We start from the raw sequence: 16,285 nt of genomic DNA, 5'->3' as shown, positions 1-16,285 counted from the left end.
TCGGCGTCTTCAGCCAGCGGCACTTCGGGTTACAGTCTGCGATGAGACGGGAGCGGATGGCGAACCGGCCTTCAAGGTCTTGGTGCTCTGGTGAGCGGCGTCCAACTGCATGTTTCGGTAGCTGTTCAGAAACAGCCGGATTGATTCCGGGTCGGCGAATTTTCCGGGATAGACGCAGGAAGCGATGAGGAACGCCTGCTCTTCGCTCAGTTCGAGAGAGCGGAGAACCGCGATCAGTTCGGGATAGTTGGCTTTTTCGATTATCGACTTCGCTGTCGGAAAGTCGATGTCGCTGGTGTCGGCGAGCGCTGTCTGGAAGAGAGCCGGATTGCCGGTCAGGGCCATGTCGCGAAGTTTCGCGTATCGCAGCGATCCGGTGGACTGTTCGGTCGTCGCATCGGGTGCCGTTTGTGCGGATAGCATCATGGACCGCAAACGTCTGCGCGCATTATCGGCGGAAATGCCGGGGACAGGTTCGGGATTGCCGTCGCTCAAAGCCTGTGCCCTGTTGGCCGCTTCTACCTGAGCTTGACGCTCCTTCGGCAAGGGCAATCGCACCAGCTTCGGATTTTCGAGCGCCCAGACCAGATCGGCTATCGCCGGGTTAAGGTCGGCGCGGCGTGCGATGGCACGCGCATGTGGCAATCCATGGCGGCCGATCAATGCGATGAGGTCGACATCCCTAAGGACCTTCGAGCGAATGAGCAGAGGAGCGGCTATGTCGACGGCTTCGTTGGAGAGGCGGCGGATAAGTGCGCCGGGCGCATCGGCACATTCCGAAAGTGCGGCGGCGGCGAAGCGGCGCGCCTCGACCGAAACCGCGTCGAAAAGCGGCAGCACCAGATCCTCAAGCTGCTTGATGTCGCGCCGCGACGGGCGCGTCAGCGAGCAGAAGGCCGAGACGGCAGCGCGAAACAGTCTTTCGCTGCGCCCCGCTTCGCCTTTCAAGGCGAGTTGCCTGAAGTCTGAGGATGACACGAGGACTAGGCCTTACTCAAAACGCGCACTTACAAAACAACCTGCCGGAGCCTGACCGAAAATTCGATGGTCTGGCGATAAAGCTAGCGTCGATCCGCCGGTCCAGTGTGCGCTAGATACTTTTCTGCGCTAGCGATAACGCATTGAAAAATATGAGCGAACAAGCATAACGCGCGGCCAACTCCAATTCTTATCAAATCCTACACATCCTTGGTTAAGCGTCAGTGAATCGGTTCGAAGCCGGAACGTCCTGAAAAAACAAAACCCGCCGAAAAATCGACGGGTTTTGTCAGCGGTCTGGGCAGGCACGAGGTCTGCCCTTGCTTTTCACTGTGTCCGGCAACGGCCGGTTTTGGTGGTTTCCTTGTCGCCGTCGTCATAGTTGATGCCGATCTTCTCGCCAGCCAACGAAGCGATTGTGCCCGGATACCAGTCACCGGCGTTCTTGTAGTTACACTGGACCTTCATGCCGATCATCCAGTCATAGGGGCGAACCTTGTCCAGACTTACAGTCTCCCGATCGCCGTCGTCGTAACGGATCGTGACCGTTCCGCCTTCGACCTTTTCGGCAATGCCCGGAAACCAGTAACCAGCGTTTTTGTAGTTTCCGAGTACCCAATCACCTGCCGTCTGAGCGCTGGCGGCCCCACCACCCAGCGCTATCATGCCGACTGCAATCAAAATAGAACTATACTTAATCAAATCTGGTCTCCCCATTTACCAGCCCCCAAGCGGACCTAACAACGCTGTTATTATGGCAGTAAGACTGAATGTCAGATGAACCGTTGGCGTCGGCCGGTTCGCTTGTGCGCATTTTTTTCGAATGCGTCAGAATACCTTAGCAGTCTGTTAACCCTCTGCTGGCCTTATCAAGCATGGAGGCGTTGCGTAGTTGCTCCGGTCATACCGAGAGGGAAAGCGCGTGTCATGGGCAGCATACTGTCTTTCGTGCCGCGGAAAGCGGCAACCAGCCATACGGATCGTCCAGCAGAAACTCAGGCGTCCGTGATCATTTTTCCGGGGGTTCGCTACGAGCGACGGGCCATGTTGGAGGCGTCCGGCGTCAGTACGATATCGAGCTACGTCGGACCGAACCATAAGAAGCCCGCCCCTCATCATTGAGGGGCTTTCGAGGCGAGGGGCTACTGCGGTTCGCAGGAGATGCTGCCAAGAAAACTGGCGGCGACCTGCTTCCAGCTGTCATCCGGAACGAAGCTTCGCACCACGACGATGCCTTCATCGATCGGGGCCTCGACGAAGATCGACTTCTCAAACCCCTCCGGCAAATCCTTGCGGACCTCGATCATCTGGGCGGGCGTCAGGACGACGAAGTTTAGCGAACGGTCCGTCGTCGTTCGATCGTTGAAACTGTAGATATTCTGACCGGCCCGGTTGTAGACCGAGACCGACCAGAACGGCATGTCTCCCTGCGCGCGCACCTGTACCACGCCGTCGGTCAGGTCGAAACGGCAGGCTGCCGCCTCAAACAGCGGGTCGACCGACTTTACGGTCGATGTCGGACCGGTCTCGGCGGCAAAGGGAGTGGCCGTGTAGAGATCAGCCGCCATGGCCAGGCGCGACCACGCGTCCCTTTCGGAGAAATCCGGGATCATCATCAGGACTGCGATGTGAACGATGCCGGCACCGATCAGGCCAAGGATGATTGCGTGAATGAGCCTAAGCATCGCAGCCGGCTTTCCTGACGAGCGGTAATGCCACGTCGGCGATACCTGTGCTGCTTGCAATCGTCGTGTCGAAAAGGGTGAGCACGAAGAACATCGCACCTGAGCCGCGCACTGCCAGCCAGTTGCCGGGCTGTGGGCGGTTGCCGATGGAGATCGACAGGGAATTGTCCGGTGATCTGAGCACCTCATAGGAATGCAGCGCGGCCGCCGGCTGCCTGTCATCCTTGATGGCACTCAGCGTCTCGTCGGCGGCGTAAAGCGTCCAGAAGCGGGCAGGCGGAACCACGCCCTCGACGGTGTAGGTGCAGTTGCGTTGCAGGACATCGCCTGAAGCATCGCGCTGGGCGATGAAGGAAAGACCCTCGGCGCGGCCGAGCGCAAGAACCCCTTCACGAGCGACGCGCGCTTTGGAATAGGGATCGGCGTCGACGGTGCCGATCTCTGGAAAGGCCGTCCATCCACTGATCGATACCGCTCCCACGCCTTCCTGCAGCTTGAGCGCGTACCAGACGCTGGCGCCACCGCCGCCGACGGCGATGAGAAGGGCGAGCGCTATGAGGAAAGAGTTTTTGAGCATGATGCCCCGGAAGGAAGGATGCCGTACCGCCATATCGCGGTGTGGCAAGGCAAGGCAAGCGCGGCGAGAACAATCACCGGTGCCCGCAAGATGGCTGCAGATGCGATTTCGGGAGCTACCGTCACAGGGCCGATAGCGTTTTCGGTTCGGCTGGCGCTTCCAGCACGGGTGCTGCGTGGAAGAAATCGCTCATCTGCCGCAGCGCCTTTGTCGTGGTGCTGGACAAGACCGGCGGGCGCTCGATCTCTGCAGCCGCGGCTGCTTCGTCTGCGTTCTTCTTTTCAGTTTCAGCGGCCTTGGCCGCGACCTTGGCGTCCACGAACGGGTCCTTGATGCCGGGAATGGGCTTGAGATCGATGTTCTGATGCGCGTAGGCCATGAAACGCTGCCAGACCATCGCCGGCAGCGAGCCGCCGGTCATGTCCTTCGTGGTCGAGAAATCGTCGTTGCCGAGCCAGACGGCGGCTGTGTAGTTGCCGGTGAAGCCGACATACCAGGCGTCGCGGTACGATTGCGTCGTTCCGGTCTTGCCGGCGGAGCGGATGCCGGGGAGGGCAGCGCGCCGGGCGGTTCCGATTTCCGGCACCTGAACCAGCATGGAATTCATGTAAGACATCGCCTGCTCGGAAAGCACGCGCTTCGGCTTGGGCGCGTCCTTGTAGTAGTCATAAATGAGTTCGCCGGAATGTGTCACGAGCTGGGTTATGCCATGCCGCGTTCCGGCAAAGCCGCCGTCGGCCATGGTATTGTAGCCGGTGGCCTGATCCATGACCGTCATGCCGGACGTACCGAGAACCATCGTCTTGTAGGCTTCGAGAGGGGACTCGACGCCCATGGCTACGGCCATGGCCTTGATCGGCGGGATGGACAGATAGTCCTTCGCCAGGCGCACAGGCACGGTGTTGACGGATTTCACCAGGGCAGTTGTAAGCGTCAGCCTGCCGGAAAACGAGCGGCCATAGTTTTTCGGAGACCATGCGCCCCATGAGATCGGCCCGTCGGAAATCACGGAATCGGGGGTAAAGCCGTGCTCCATCGCCGTTGCGTAAACATAGGGCTTGAAGGAGGAACCGGCCTGCCGCAGCGCCTTGGTCGCGCGGTTGAACTGGCTCGCGCCATAGTCCCGTCCGCCGACGATGGCGCGCACGGAGCCATTGTTTTCCAGCACGACGACCGCGCCTTCGGTGACATGATATTGCTTTCCGTACTGCCGCAGGTGGAACTCCAGCGATTCCTCCACGGCGCGCTGGATGTTCATATCGATGGTGGTGCGCGCCACGACCGAGTGGTTGCCGGACTTTGCGGCAACGCGCTTGACCTCGTCGAAGGCCCAATCGAGAAAATAGTCAGGGCTCTTGCGGTCGCCGCGGTCGACGACATCGGCCGGATGAAGGCGAGCCGATAGAACCTGGCCCTCCGTCATGAAGCCCGACTGCACGAGGTTTGTCAGGACGACGTTGGCGCGGGCGCGCGCCGCCGGGAGGTTTACGTGCGGCGCGTATTTCGACGGAGCCTTGAACAGGCCGGCGAGCATCGCGGCCTCAGGGAGGTTCAGGTCCTTGACCTGCTTGCCGAAGTAGAAATCCGCTGCAGCTGCGATGCCGAATGTGCCGCCGCCCATATAGGCGCGGTCGAGATAGAGCTGCAGGATTTCCTTCTTCGACAGGTTCGTCTCGAGCCAGACCGACAGGAAGGCTTCCTTGATCTTGCGTTCCACCGTTCGCTCATTGGTGAGGAACAGGTTCTTGGCGAGCTGCTGGGTAATGCTCGAGCCACCCTGGACGACCGAATTCGCCCGCACATTTTCCGACATGGCGCGGAAAAGGCCGAGGAAGTCGATGCCGTAGTGCTCGAAGAAACGGCGATCCTCCGTCGCCAGAACCGCCTTGATGACGAAATCCGGCATCTCGTCGACCGGCACCGAATCGCGCTGGATGATGCCGCGTTGCCCTATCTCGTTGCCGTAGCGGTCGAGAAAGGTGACGGCGAAATCGTCCTGCTGGCGCCAGTTGCCGGTTGTTTCGTCGAATGCCGGCAAAGCAAGTGCGAGCAGGATGACCGAACCGGCCGCACCCATGGTGAAGCCTTCGCTCAGAAGCTCGATGATGCCGCGCCGCCAGCCGGTGACGCGGAACCGCCGGAAGAAGATCGTCATCGTCTCCCAGAACTGGCGTGCCTTAAAACCTGCCTCGTACAGGGACGAATCGATCCAGGCATCGATAGCCAGCAACCTGCCGGCGCGCGGGCCTCTTGATTTTCGCTTTTCGAAAGGGTCTTCCATGCGACTGTAGCCCGAATGCGCGTTTCAAGACGTCCCAGATGCCATGCCGGCTCGTTGTCCGACATTGTTTTGTGCTTGATCTTACCGGATGAGGCGCCGGAAATCCAAGGCTCCCGTCAAGGCGACAAAAATCACACCCAAAATAGGAATATATTCTTGACACCGTAACGGTGCTTTGATAGTATCTCTATATCGTCAGAAAAGTGTGACCGGCGGGCCTGAACAGGCGGTAAACACCGCGTGAGATTGGCGGTGCTTTTCTCCGGCACACACAAACCCCAAGAGAGCTGGATGTTAACACGCACCCATAAACGGTGGATTGCGGCGCGCGCAATTTATGAAAATACGCGGGCGACCGTCGAGCAACTGGCGGCGGTAACGGGCTGGAAGGTTGCAACCATAGAAGCACGCATCGTGCGGGAAAAATGGGTTCGCGCCGCCGAAAGCACCCGGCCCGCCAGCCAGAACGAACGCCTGGCAAAAGTGGTGGACCGGCTGATCGGTGAGGTCGAAGCCATCGGGATGGGCACTGCTGAGGGCGCGGCGCTTCTGGATAAAGCCCGCATCGATGCGATCTCTGCGTTGACGCGTACCCTCGAAAAAATCGGCGAAATCACGCGCGGCAGCGAAAGCGCGAAAGAGAACCAGATAAAACGAGATGCAGACATGGCCGGAATTCTCCGTCGAATCGACCAACGAATCATCGAGCTGGCTGAGGGATACGCAAGGCAACTGGTCCTCCGAAAACCTGAAGGGCCCATCGGTTGAGCAGATCGAAAACGAATGGATTTTTCACGCTCGGCTTGCCCAGTATCGGCTGGATCCGCAACCCGCGACCTGGCTTGTCATCGGCGGGCGCGGTGCCGGAAAGACGCGGCTTGGCGCTGAATGGGTGAACAGCCTCGTTCGGGGTTTTTCGCCGTTTTCCGAGAGGTCGCATAAGCACATTGCGTTGATCGGCGAAACGCTGGGCGATGTGCGGGAGGTGATGATCGACGGCCCTTCCGGCATCATCACCATATCGCGGCACGACCGGCCACGGTTCGAGGCGAGCCGGCGGCGGCTGGTCTGGGACAGCGGCGCGGTCGCGCAGATTTTTTCCTCTGAAGATCCCGAAAGCCTGAGGGGGCCGCAGTTCGAGGCGGCGTGGTGCGACGAGCTCGGCAAATGGAAAAACGCCGAAGCCTGTTTCGACATGCTGCAGTTCGGTCTGCGGCTTGGTGACCAGCCACGGCAGCTCATCACCACGACACCGCGGCCGACCAAACTTCTGAAACGTCTCCTTGCGGAACCTGGTGTTGTCATCGAGCGGATGAGAACCGATGAGAATGCGGGCAATCTGTCCGCCGCGTTTTTGCGGATGATGGAAAGGCGCTATGTCGGCACCGCTCTTGGAAGGCAGGAGCTGAACGGAGAGCTGATCGAAGACCGGGAAGATGCTCTTTGGTCGCGCGGCATGATTGAAAATGTCAGGATTGCCGAACCGCCCGAGCTTTGCCGCATCGTCGTTGCCGTTGATCCGCCTGCAAGCGCGCGCAAGACGTCGGACGCCTGCGGCATCGTCGCGGCGGGGCTGGATCAGGAAGGGCGGGTTATCGTGCTCGCCGATGCGACGGTGCGGGCAGCGAAACCACATGAATGGGCCGCTGCAGCAGTTGCGCTGTTTCACCGTCTTGAGGCCGATTGCCTGGTTGCAGAGGTCAATCAGGGTGGCGACATGGTGACGGCGGTGATCCGTACGGTCGACCCGTCCATCCCGGTAAAGGCGGTGCGGGCGATGCGCGGGAAATGGCTGCGCGCCGAGCCGGTTGCAGCGCTTTATGAGCAAGGCAGGGTGTGGCACGCCGGGCGCTTTGTCGAACTTGAAGACGAGATGTGTGACTTCGGCCCGAACGGACTTTCGGGCAGCCGGTCGCCGGACCGTGTCGATGCGCTCGTCTGGGCGATAAATGAACTGATGCCGGATCAAATGGCGCGACCGCGTATCCGGGACCTTTTGTAGCGCGCAACGCGTCAGACGCGTCGAGACGGCCCAAATTTAAACAGGATGGACATATGGCTTGGAAATGGCCCTGGCCTCGCGATGCGGGGAACGGCAGCGTGCGGCCCGAACGCAAAAGCGGCAATCCGGGTGGCTTCGTCGCCATCCACGCCCAGGGCGAAGCGCGCTGGACACGGCGTGACTATGCGACGCTGTCGCGCGAAGGTTTCATGCGCAATCCGGTGGTGCACCGGGCGGTCCGGCTGATCTCCGAGACGGCCTCCGCGATACCGTGGCTGCTTTACGAAGGCGTGGCCGAACTCGACGAGCATCCGCTGTTGAGGCTGCTTGAGCGACCGAACCAGCGGCAGGCCGGCGCATCGTTTCTGGAGGCGCTCTACGGGCATCTCCTGTTGGCGGGCAACGCCTATGTCGAATTGATCGAGGCCGGCGAGGGCGCGCGGGAACTCCATCTGCTGCGGCCCGATCGCGTGACGGTTTTGACGGATGCCTCCGGATGGCCTTCAGCACTCGAATACCGCGAAGGGACGGGCAAGCGAAAGGCGCCCATGGGAATCCTGCAGGGCGGTGGGGCGTTGCATCTGACGCTGTTCCATCCGCTGGACGATCACTACGGTTTTCCGCCGCTCGAGGCCGCCCTGATGGCGCTCGATACCCACAATGCGGCCGGACGCTGGAACAAGGCGCTGCTCGACAATTCAGCGCGCCCCTCCGGCGCGCTGGTCTATGCGCCGAAAGAGGGCGGCAACCTCACCGACGAGCAGTTCGAGCGGCTGAAGACCGAGCTTGAGGAAGGCTATTCGGGCACGACTCGTGCCGGCCGGCCGCTGCTGCTGGAGGGCGGGCTGGACTGGAAGGCCATGGGCATGACGCCGAAGGACATGGACTTCATCGAGGCGAAGCACTCGGCAAGCCGCGATATCGCGCTGGCCTTCGGTGTACCGCCGATGCTGCTCGGCATTCCCGGCGACAACACCTATGCGAATTACCAGGAGGCAAACCGGGCATTTTATCGCCTGACGATCCTGCCTTTGGTGGCCCGAATTTCCAAAGAGCTTTCCGGCTGGCTTGGCCCGGTGTTCGGCGAGGAATTGCGGCTCTGGTACGACGCCGACCGGGTCGACGGGCTGTCTGGAGAGCGCGATGCGCTGTGGGCGCGGGTGGGGGCGGCAACATTCCTGAGCGATGACGAGAAGCGCGACGCGGTGGGTTATCAGCCGCGCGATCTGGCGTGATCGTTCGCTCCAAACAAGGAGGTTCATCATGACCGAGATGTCACAGACGGCCTGGATATGGTTCGCCAAGGGAGCCGGCGCCATCGCGGGCTCGGCGATTTCGCTGGCCTATATTCTGCCGCATGGGCGGCACGACGCGGCGGCGCGCTTTGCGGTTGGCGTGGTGTGCGGCCTGGTGTTCGGTGGAACCGCCGGTCTCAAGGTCGCGGCCGAACTCGGCGTTCAGGACATGATCGCGCCGGGCGAACTCGTGCTGATGGGATCGGCGATCGCGAGCCTTTGCGCCTGGTGGGCGCTGGGGTTCGTCATGCGCGCCTTCCAGCACAGCAGCCTCGCACGGTTCATCGAAAAACGACAGGAGAGGATGAATGCCGACAGGCAATGATGCCGCAAGGTTTTGCGAACGGAAATTCGTCGATCTGGTGCTCGACGAAGTTGAAACGGACGGCTCCTTTTCCGGTTATGCCAGCCTGTTCGGTCGGGTCGATCTCGGCAAGGATATCGTCGAGCGAGGCGCTTTCGCCAAATCGCTTCGGACACGCGGAGCCTCCGGCATCCGGATGCTTTTCCAGCATGATCCCAACGAGCCGATCGGGGTCTGGACCGAGGTGAAGGAAGATGCGCGCGGCCTGTTCGTTCGCGGGCGGCTGGCGAAGGATGTCGGCCGGGCTCGCGACGTGCTCGGCCTCATGCGTGGCGGCGCTCTGGATGGCCTGTCGATAGGATTTCGCGCTGTTCGCGCAAAAAAAGATTCGGCGAGCGGCATCCGCCACATCTTCGAGGCGGATCTTTGGGAGATATCGGTCGTCACCTTTCCGATGCTGCCAGAGGCGCGCATCGAAACGGTGAAGGGGCGAAGACGCCCGCTGCCGACAATACGCGAATTCGAATGCTGGCTCACGCGGGATGCGGGGCTGACAAGGAGCGAAGCCAGGGCGGTAATCGCCAAGGGCTTCGCCAATCTCGTGAGCGGGCGGGATGCCGCGGCGGGAACACCCACAGGCCTCGCGGCCACGATCCGCGAGGCGACGCGGATGATCAACGAAACAAGGAAATCCCTCATATGAATGCACACAATTGCGGTGCGCTCGAAACCAAGTCGGCTTCGGGCGAGCATCTCGATCTTTCCGATGCCTTCGGCGAGTTCATGACGACCTTCGAGGCGTTCAAGGACAGCAACAATGAAAGGCTGGCGCAGCTCGAACGGCGCGGCACCGATGTCGTGACGACTGAAAAGGTCGATCGCATCTCACGGGCGCTGGACGAGCAGAAACGCGCCCTCGACAATCTCTCGCTGAAGAAGGTCCGCCCTGTGCTTGGACGCGAAGGCGGCCGGCTTGCATACAGCGAACACAAGAGCGCGTTCGAGGCCTATGTGCGAAACGGTGACGATCGCCAGCTTCGCGCCCTCGACACCAAGGCCATGTCTTACGGCTCCGGTCAGGACGGCGGCTATCTGGTGCCTGATGAAACCGAGATGGAAATTGGCCGGCGCCTTTCCGTACTTTCGCCGATCCGCTCGATCGCTTCGGTTCGGCAGGTGTCTGCGGCGGTCCTGAAGAAGCCATTCGCCATCAACGGCCCGGCAGTCGGCTGGGTTGGTGAGACGGCGGCGCGGCCGCAGACGGCAGCGCCGACGCTTGCGGAACTGCAGTTCCCGACCATGGAGCTCTACGCCATGCCGGCCGCGACGCCTTCGCTGCTGGAAGATGCCGTGGTCGATCTCGACCAGTGGATTTCGAGCGAAGTCGAAGCGGCATTCGCCGAGCAGGAAGGTGCTGCCTTCGTCAATGGCGATGGTATCAACAAACCCAAGGGTTTTCTCGACTACACGACGGTGGCCGAGGGAAACTGGGCCTGGGGCAAGATCGGCTACACGCTGACCGGCGACACGGGAGAACTGCCGGCCGACGACCCGTCCGATGTCCTCATCGATACGGTCTATGCACTGAAGGCCGGCTATCGCCAGAATGCCAACTGGGTGATGAACCGCAAGACGCAAGCCTCAATCCGCAAGCTTAAGGACGCCGATGGCAACTATCTGTGGCAGCCGCCTGCTGCCCCTGGCCAGCGTGCAATGCTGATGGGCTTTCCGTTGGTCGAAGCCGAAGACATGCCGGATGCCGGCGCCGATGCGACGCCGATCGCTTTTGGCGACTTTGCCCGCGGCTATCTGATCGTGGATCGCACGGGCGTTCGTGTGCTGCGCGATCCTTATTCCGCAAAGCCCTATGTGCTGTTCTACACGACCAAGCGCGTCGGCGGCGGCGTCCAGGATTTCGACGCGATCAAACTGCTCAAATTCGGCACTAACTAAGATCTTCTGACCTCCCGATCGACAATGTTAAGCGGCGAGCCACCCCTCTCGCTGCTGGCATTGTCGCGGCGGCCCCGGTTCCTCCAGCCGGGGCCGTTTCTTTTTGAAATCCGAAAACGAGGTGCGCGAATGACGCTTTTCCGAACGGTCGATCCGGCCGTCGAACCGGTGACGCTGACGGCGGTGAAAAGCCATCTGCGCCTATCACACGACACCGAAGATGAGTTGCTGTCGGGGTTGATCAAGGCGGCACGCGAGGATGTCGAGCGGGCAACCGGCGTTGCAATGATCAGCCAGAGCTGGCGACTGGCTATGGATCGCTGGCCGCCCAGCGGTCGCGTGGTGCTGGCGCGCTATCCGGTGCAGGAAATCCTTTCCGTGACGGTCTTCGGCAGCGAAGGAGAAGCTTCGCTGGTCGATCCGGCGGACTATCAGGTCGACACGCTTTCGCGGCCCGCACGCATCCATTTCGAACGGCGTCCCGAGCCGATGCGGGCGATGAACGGCATCGAGATCGATTTTTCCGCAGGTTTCGGCGAGGCCGGCACGGACGTGCCGGACCTGTTGAAGCGCGCGGTCACGATGCTGGTTGCCCATTGGTACGAGTTTCGCGCCAGCTATGGGGCGGCGGATCAGCCGGTTTCCTATCCGGCGGGCTACGACCGGCTGATTGCCGGCTATCGCGAGCGGAGGCTGTGATGAACGCAACCTTTATCGACCCGGGCAAACTGAGAACCGAGTTGTCGTTGCAGGAATGCGTTGTGACGCCCGATGGTCTGGGCGGGCATGGCGAGGCCTGGGCAGAAATTGCCTCCGTCTTCGCGATGGTCGAGCCGGTGGCGGCGCAAAGCGTCTTTGGGGCAGGGCAGTCGCTGGAGACGGTAACCCATCGCGTCACGATCAGGCGGCGCGACGGCGTGGCAAGCGGCATGCGCTTCGTCAGGCAGGAGCGCGTGTTCGATATCGTCACCGTTCACGATCCGGACGAGACCGGTCGATATCTCGTCTGCAGGGTGCGGGAGGAGGGTCGATGAAGGTGGCGATGGCAATGACGCTTGACGGTCTTTTGCGCTCCCTTCGCTGGAAGGCGCATGATCTGGCGGAGAACACCGAACGCCGCTACCGTACGCAACCGCGAACCACGTTGATCGGAGAGGACATCCCCGATCGCGCGGCTCGAAGGATGGGGGACCAGGACGATGACCGCACCAGCCGCTGAATTGCAGAAGGCGATTTTTGTCGCGCTCGGCGGCGACCCGGCCCTGACGGTGCTTCTTGGCGGCGGCAAGATCTACGATCACGCTCCTGCCAATGTCGCGTTTCCCTACATCACCTTCGGGCGCACGAGCATCTACGACTGGAGCACCGGAACCGAAAGCGGAACCGAGCAGCTTTTCACGCTGCACGTCTGGTCGAAGGCCAAGGGCAAGAAGGAAACGCTCGACGTCATGGAAGCCGCCAGGGCGTGTCTGGACGGCGGTTCGCTTGCGCTCGACGAGCATCACCTTGTGAACATGCGCCTCGAATTCGCCGAGGCCAGATATGACGAGGACCTTTCGGTCCATCACGGCTTGCTGCGCTATCGCGCGGTGACCGAATAAGCGGCCTGAGCATTTCGCGCTCCGGCGCGGCCGCACACTTCCAACAAACAATCAGGAGACCACCATGGTCGCACAGAAGGGCAAGGACCTTCTTCTCAAGCTCGACTCCAATGGAGCGGGCAGTTTCGTAACTGTCGCAGGCCTGAGGTCCAAGCGGATCGCGTTCAACAGCGAAACCGTCGACATCACCGATTCCGATTCAGCCGGGCGCTGGCGCGAACTGCTTGCCGGAAGCGGCGTGCAGCGCGCCTCCATCGGTGGCTCCGGTATTTTCAAGGATGCGCAGTCCGACGCGACCATCCGGCAGCGCTTCTTCGCCGGGGAAATCTCCAACTGGCAGTTTCTGGTCCCGGATTTCGGGACTGTCCAGGGAGCCTTCCAGATCACTTCGCTCGAATATACCGGCAGCCACGATGGCGAGGTGACATTCGAAATGTCTCTCGAATCCGCAGGTCCGGTCAGCTTCACGGTGACGCCATGACGGCAAACCGAAGGCGCGGAGAGATAGCGGCGGAACTCGACGGCAAGACATATCGGCTGTGCCTGACGCTCGGTGCGCTGGCAGAACTGGAAGCCGCCTATGCAGCCGACGATCTCGGCGCGCTGGTCGAGCGGTTTTCCCGCGGGCGTCTTTCGGCGCTCGATATGATCCGCATCATCGGGGCGGGATTGCGCGGCGCTGGCAATGACATATCGGACGATGATGTCGGTGGGATGCAGGCCGCAAACGGCGCGACAGGCTTTGCGGGGATCGTCTCGGATCTGCTGACGACGACATTCGGCACCGCGCAGGGTGAGCCATCTCCAAACCCTTGAAGGCCGCAGCGGCAGAACAAAGCGAATTCCCGTGGGACCGCGTCATGGCCATGGGTTTCGGCCTGCTGCGGCTTTCTCCCAAGACATTCTGGTCGATGACGCCGCGAGAGTTTGAACGCGCCATCAGCGCGCTGTCGCCGAGCAGAGGCGATGCGCCGCGACGGAAGGATCTCGCGTCGCTTATGCGCGCCTTTCCCGACAAATCCTTACAGGAGGAAGCATGGCCGAAGACGTGATCGTCTCGATAAATGCCGACACGACGCCGTTCCAGACGGCGCTGGAGAATCTGGAGAAAATGTCAGGCCGCTTCGGCAGCCAGCTTACGGGAGCGCTGAAAAACGCCGCGATCAACGGCCGGGAGCTCGACGATGTTCTGCGCCGCGTCGGGTTGAACCTGGCGGGGATGGCGCTTGAGCAAGGATTGAAGCCGCTTCAATCGCTGGCCGGATCGCTATTTTCCGGACTGCTCGGCGGACTTGGCGGGATTTTGCCCTTCGCCAAGGGCGGTGTTCCCGGTCATGTGGTGCCGTTCGCCAGCGGTGGCGTGGTTTCCACGCCCAGCTATTTTCCGATGGGCCGCAATATCGGCCTGATGGGAGAGGCGGGATCGGAGGCGATCCTGCCTTTGCAAAGATCGGCCGATGGCAGGTTGGGGGTCGCGGCTTCGGGAGGCGGCTCGCCGGTCAATGTCGTGTTCAATGTCACGGCCCAGGACGCGGCCTCGTTCCGCAAATCCGAAGCGCAGATAACCGGCATGCTGGCGCGTGCCGTATCGCGCGGCGCAAGAACTTTTTGAGGACAAGCATGACGGAACTTTCCGGTTTTCACGACGTGCGGTTTCCGCTTGCGATCTCCTTCGGTGCGACCGGCGGGCCCGAAAGACGAAACGAGATCGTCGCACTGACCTCCGGGCGCGAAAAACGCAATTCCCGGTTCTCGCAGTCACGGCATCACTACGACGCCGGGACCGGCGTGAGATCGCTGGAGGATCTTCACGACGTGCTGGTTTTCTTCGAGGCCAGGCGCGGGTCGCTACACGCATTTCGTTTTCGCGATCCGTTCGACATGAAATCCTGCCGCCCGGCTGATACGCCGTCGGCGCGGGATCAGGCATTGGGAAGCGGCAATGGCGCGGCGGCTCGATACGCGCTGGTAAAACGTTATGGGACCGGCAACGAGGCATATCTTCGCTTCGTGCGAAAGCCCGCGCCTGGCACACTGAAAGTCGCCGTGGCTGGCGTCGAGGTGTCGGCGGCATCCTTTACCTTCGATGATGAAACAGGCGAGATCGTTTTTGCAGGCAATGCGATACCGCCATCGGGTGCTGCCGTTACAGCCGGCTACGAATTCGACGTTCCAGTGCGGTTCGATACAGAGCGCATGTCGATGAGCCTGACCGCCTTCAAGGCGGGGCAGATACCGTCCATTCCCATGGTCGAGGTGCAGCTTTGAGCATCTATCCGCAGGTACTTGCCGAACATCTGTCGCGTGAGGTCACCACCGTCTGCAACTGCTGGCGGTTGACGCGGGTCGATGGGCAGGTCACCGGCTATACGGACCACGACCGTGCTTTGCGCTTCGATGGAACCTTGTTTGAACCGGAATCAGGTTTCAGCGCGAGCGAAGCGAGAAAGACGATCGGGCTGGCTGTCGACACCGTCGATATCGAGGGTGCGCTGTCGTCCGCGCTCATCGGCGATGAGGATGTTGCCGCCGGACTTTATGATCGTGCGAAAGTCGAGACTTTTCTTGTCGATTGGCGCGAGCCCGGCAATTTTGCCTTGTTGCGCACGGCGACGATCGGAAAGATCACCCGCAGCGACCAGCGTTTTGTTGCCGAGCTCGAAAGCATGACGCATGCGCTGGATCAGCCGAACGGGCGCTACGTGACCCGGTCCTGCGATGCCGAACTGGGCGACGGGCGCTGCAAATTTCTGCTCACCCGCCCCGGATACGGCGGAACAGGTACGGTAGTATCCCTGGATGGTGCCGACACGATTGTCGTTTCCGGGCTTGAAGCATTCGAGGCCGGTTGGTTCTCCCATGGCGTCCTGACCTGGACGGGTGGCGCGCGAGCCGGACGAACCGATCGGGTGGACGATCATCGATGCGACATGCGCGGTATCGTGTTGATGCTACGCCCCGGAAACGGCGTTGCGATCGGTTCGAGTGACAGCTTTTCGATCAAGGCCGGCTGCGACAAGACCTTCGCGACCTGCAAGGCAAAGTTCTCGAATTCTCTGAATTTCCGTGGATTTCCGCATCTTCCTGGAAACGACGCCGCCTATGGCTATGTCACGGAGGGCGGCCAGTTCGATGGACGTCCAGTCGTACCATGAGCGCCGAAGAGATATCGGCGGCGGTTTTGGCCGAGGCGCGAAGCTGGCTTGGTACGCCCTATCGCCATCAGGGCAGCCGCAAAGGCGTCGGCTGCGATTGTCTCGGCCTAGTGCTCGGGGTCTGGCGCGAGATTTACGGGACAGAGCCGGAGCTACCCGGGCCCTATGCTCCGGACTGGGCGGAGGCGGGTGAGCAGGACTTGCTGCTCTCGGCGGCACGGCGGCATTCTTTCGAAAAAGCAGTCGATGAGCTTTCGGCCGGCGACCTGATCCTGTTTCGCTGGCGTCCGCATATGCCGGCAAAGCACGCGGGAATTCTGCTCGAGCAGGATCGTTTCATTCACGCTTATCAGGGCAGCGCGGTGGTCGTTTCGGCACTTGTGCCGCAGTGGAGACGCCGCATCGCCGGCGTGTTCGCCTTCCCCGAGTATTCCAAGAAAAACTGACCTCCGGA

The 16,285-nt window shown here is 61.2% G+C and carries 22 protein-coding genes; 17 read left to right on the top strand and 5 right to left on the bottom strand.

What is annotated here, in order from left to right; all coding sequences use genetic code 11:
• Positions 1 to 9: 9 nt before the first annotated feature.
• The 5 genes from WBQ96_RS04735 to WBQ96_RS04715 all read right to left on the bottom strand — a co-directional run bounded on the left by WBQ96_RS04735 (position 10) and on the right by WBQ96_RS04715 (position 5,521).
• On the bottom strand, positions 10 to 948 hold the full coding sequence (locus WBQ96_RS04735; RefSeq protein WP_336547851.1) for a DUF2336 domain-containing protein: 939 nt from the start codon (positions 946 to 948) through the stop codon (positions 10 to 12).
• A 357-nt stretch (positions 949 to 1,305) separates the two neighbouring features.
• On the bottom strand, positions 1,306 to 1,680 hold the full coding sequence (locus WBQ96_RS04730; protein WP_246245655.1) for a tudor domain-containing protein: 375 nt from the start codon (positions 1,678 to 1,680) through the stop codon (positions 1,306 to 1,308).
• A 440-nt stretch (positions 1,681 to 2,120) separates the two neighbouring features.
• A complete protein-coding gene (locus WBQ96_RS04725; RefSeq protein ID WP_165115317.1) occupies positions 2,121 to 2,663 on the bottom strand; it encodes a DUF1254 domain-containing protein in 543 nt (180 codons plus the stop codon).
• Entirely contained in the window at positions 2,656 to 3,240 is a 585-nt protein-coding gene (locus tag WBQ96_RS04720) for a DUF1214 domain-containing protein (RefSeq protein ID WP_336547848.1), read from the bottom strand. Before WBQ96_RS04720 ends, WBQ96_RS04725 begins: the two co-directional genes overlap by 8 nt.
• A 121-nt stretch (positions 3,241 to 3,361) precedes the next feature.
• A complete protein-coding gene (locus WBQ96_RS04715) occupies positions 3,362 to 5,521 on the bottom strand; it encodes a transglycosylase domain-containing protein (protein ID WP_336547846.1) in 2,160 nt (719 codons plus the stop codon).
• A gap of 291 nt (positions 5,522 to 5,812) precedes the next feature.
• Between WBQ96_RS04715 and WBQ96_RS04710 the strand changes: the two genes are divergently transcribed.
• The 17 genes from WBQ96_RS04710 (at position 5,813) to WBQ96_RS04630 (ending at position 16,277) form a co-directional block, all read left to right on the top strand.
• On the top strand, positions 5,813 to 6,289 hold the full coding sequence (locus WBQ96_RS04710) for a hypothetical protein (RefSeq protein ID WP_336547844.1): 477 nt from the start codon (positions 5,813 to 5,815) through the stop codon (positions 6,287 to 6,289).
• A complete protein-coding gene (locus WBQ96_RS04705) occupies positions 6,180 to 7,523 on the top strand; it encodes a DNA-packaging protein (protein ID WP_336547842.1) in 1,344 nt (447 codons plus the stop codon). The genes WBQ96_RS04710 and WBQ96_RS04705 overlap by 110 nt, the downstream gene beginning before the upstream one ends.
• Before the next feature lie 53 nt (positions 7,524 to 7,576).
• On the top strand, positions 7,577 to 8,758 hold the full coding sequence (locus WBQ96_RS04700) for a phage portal protein (RefSeq protein ID WP_336547840.1): 1,182 nt from the start codon (positions 7,577 to 7,579) through the stop codon (positions 8,756 to 8,758).
• A gap of 28 nt (positions 8,759 to 8,786) precedes the next feature.
• On the top strand, positions 8,787 to 9,143 hold the full coding sequence (locus tag WBQ96_RS04695) for a DUF6107 family protein (RefSeq protein ID WP_165115329.1): 357 nt from the start codon (positions 8,787 to 8,789) through the stop codon (positions 9,141 to 9,143).
• Positions 9,127 to 9,825: an HK97 family phage prohead protease gene (locus WBQ96_RS04690; protein WP_336547837.1), complete on the top strand. Its 699-nt coding sequence runs from the start codon at positions 9,127 to 9,129 to the stop codon at positions 9,823 to 9,825. Before WBQ96_RS04695 ends, WBQ96_RS04690 begins: the two co-directional genes overlap by 17 nt.
• On the top strand, positions 9,822 to 11,075 hold the full coding sequence (locus WBQ96_RS04685) for a phage major capsid protein (protein WP_336547835.1): 1,254 nt from the start codon (positions 9,822 to 9,824) through the stop codon (positions 11,073 to 11,075). The genes WBQ96_RS04690 and WBQ96_RS04685 overlap by 4 nt, the downstream gene beginning before the upstream one ends.
• A 129-nt stretch (positions 11,076 to 11,204) precedes the next feature.
• Complete coding sequence (locus WBQ96_RS04680; RefSeq protein ID WP_336547833.1) at positions 11,205 to 11,774, top strand: head-tail connector protein; 570 nt, start codon at positions 11,205 to 11,207, stop codon at positions 11,772 to 11,774.
• Complete coding sequence (locus WBQ96_RS04675) at positions 11,774 to 12,109, top strand: phage head closure protein (RefSeq protein WP_336547832.1); 336 nt, start codon at positions 11,774 to 11,776, stop codon at positions 12,107 to 12,109. Before WBQ96_RS04680 ends, WBQ96_RS04675 begins: the two co-directional genes overlap by 1 nt.
• A complete protein-coding gene (locus WBQ96_RS04670) occupies positions 12,106 to 12,294 on the top strand; it encodes a hypothetical protein (protein WP_336547830.1) in 189 nt (62 codons plus the stop codon). Before WBQ96_RS04675 ends, WBQ96_RS04670 begins: the two co-directional genes overlap by 4 nt.
• Positions 12,275 to 12,676: a DUF3168 domain-containing protein gene (locus tag WBQ96_RS04665; RefSeq protein WP_336547828.1), complete on the top strand. Its 402-nt coding sequence runs from the start codon at positions 12,275 to 12,277 to the stop codon at positions 12,674 to 12,676. The genes WBQ96_RS04670 and WBQ96_RS04665 overlap by 20 nt, the downstream gene beginning before the upstream one ends.
• Positions 12,677 to 12,740: 64 nt before the next feature.
• Positions 12,741 to 13,157, top strand: coding sequence for a phage major tail protein, TP901-1 family (locus tag WBQ96_RS04660; protein ID WP_336547825.1), 417 nt, complete (start codon positions 12,741 to 12,743; stop codon positions 13,155 to 13,157).
• The gene (locus WBQ96_RS04655; RefSeq protein WP_336547823.1) at positions 13,154 to 13,492 is read left to right on the top strand and encodes a gene transfer agent family protein; all 339 of its coding nucleotides are present in this window, start codon (positions 13,154 to 13,156) and stop codon (positions 13,490 to 13,492) included. Before WBQ96_RS04660 ends, WBQ96_RS04655 begins: the two co-directional genes overlap by 4 nt.
• Positions 13,489 to 13,728, top strand: a complete 240-nt coding sequence (locus tag WBQ96_RS04650; RefSeq protein WP_336547821.1) for a rcc01693 family protein — start codon at positions 13,489 to 13,491, stop codon at positions 13,726 to 13,728. The genes WBQ96_RS04655 and WBQ96_RS04650 overlap by 4 nt, the downstream gene beginning before the upstream one ends.
• The gene (locus WBQ96_RS04645) at positions 13,713 to 14,288 is read left to right on the top strand and encodes a phage tail tape measure protein (protein ID WP_336547819.1); all 576 of its coding nucleotides are present in this window, start codon (positions 13,713 to 13,715) and stop codon (positions 14,286 to 14,288) included. The genes WBQ96_RS04650 and WBQ96_RS04645 overlap by 16 nt, the downstream gene beginning before the upstream one ends.
• A gap of 8 nt (positions 14,289 to 14,296) precedes the next feature.
• Positions 14,297 to 14,944, top strand: a complete 648-nt coding sequence (locus WBQ96_RS04640; RefSeq protein WP_336547817.1) for a DUF2460 domain-containing protein — start codon at positions 14,297 to 14,299, stop codon at positions 14,942 to 14,944.
• Positions 14,941 to 15,831: a DUF2163 domain-containing protein gene (locus WBQ96_RS04635; protein WP_336547815.1), complete on the top strand. Its 891-nt coding sequence runs from the start codon at positions 14,941 to 14,943 to the stop codon at positions 15,829 to 15,831. Before WBQ96_RS04640 ends, WBQ96_RS04635 begins: the two co-directional genes overlap by 4 nt.
• Positions 15,828 to 16,277 (top strand): NlpC/P60 family protein, encoded by a 450-nt coding sequence (locus tag WBQ96_RS04630; protein WP_336547813.1) that lies wholly within the window; start codon positions 15,828 to 15,830, stop codon positions 16,275 to 16,277. Before WBQ96_RS04635 ends, WBQ96_RS04630 begins: the two co-directional genes overlap by 4 nt.
• Positions 16,278 to 16,285 lie beyond the last annotated feature (8 nt).

The sequence above is a fragment of the Mesorhizobium sp. CCNWLY176 genome, assembly GCF_037153935.1.
Lineage (GTDB): Bacteria > Pseudomonadota > Alphaproteobacteria > Rhizobiales > Rhizobiaceae > Mesorhizobium_M > Mesorhizobium_M zhangyense.
This window is presented reverse-complemented; position numbering and strand designations above follow the sequence as displayed.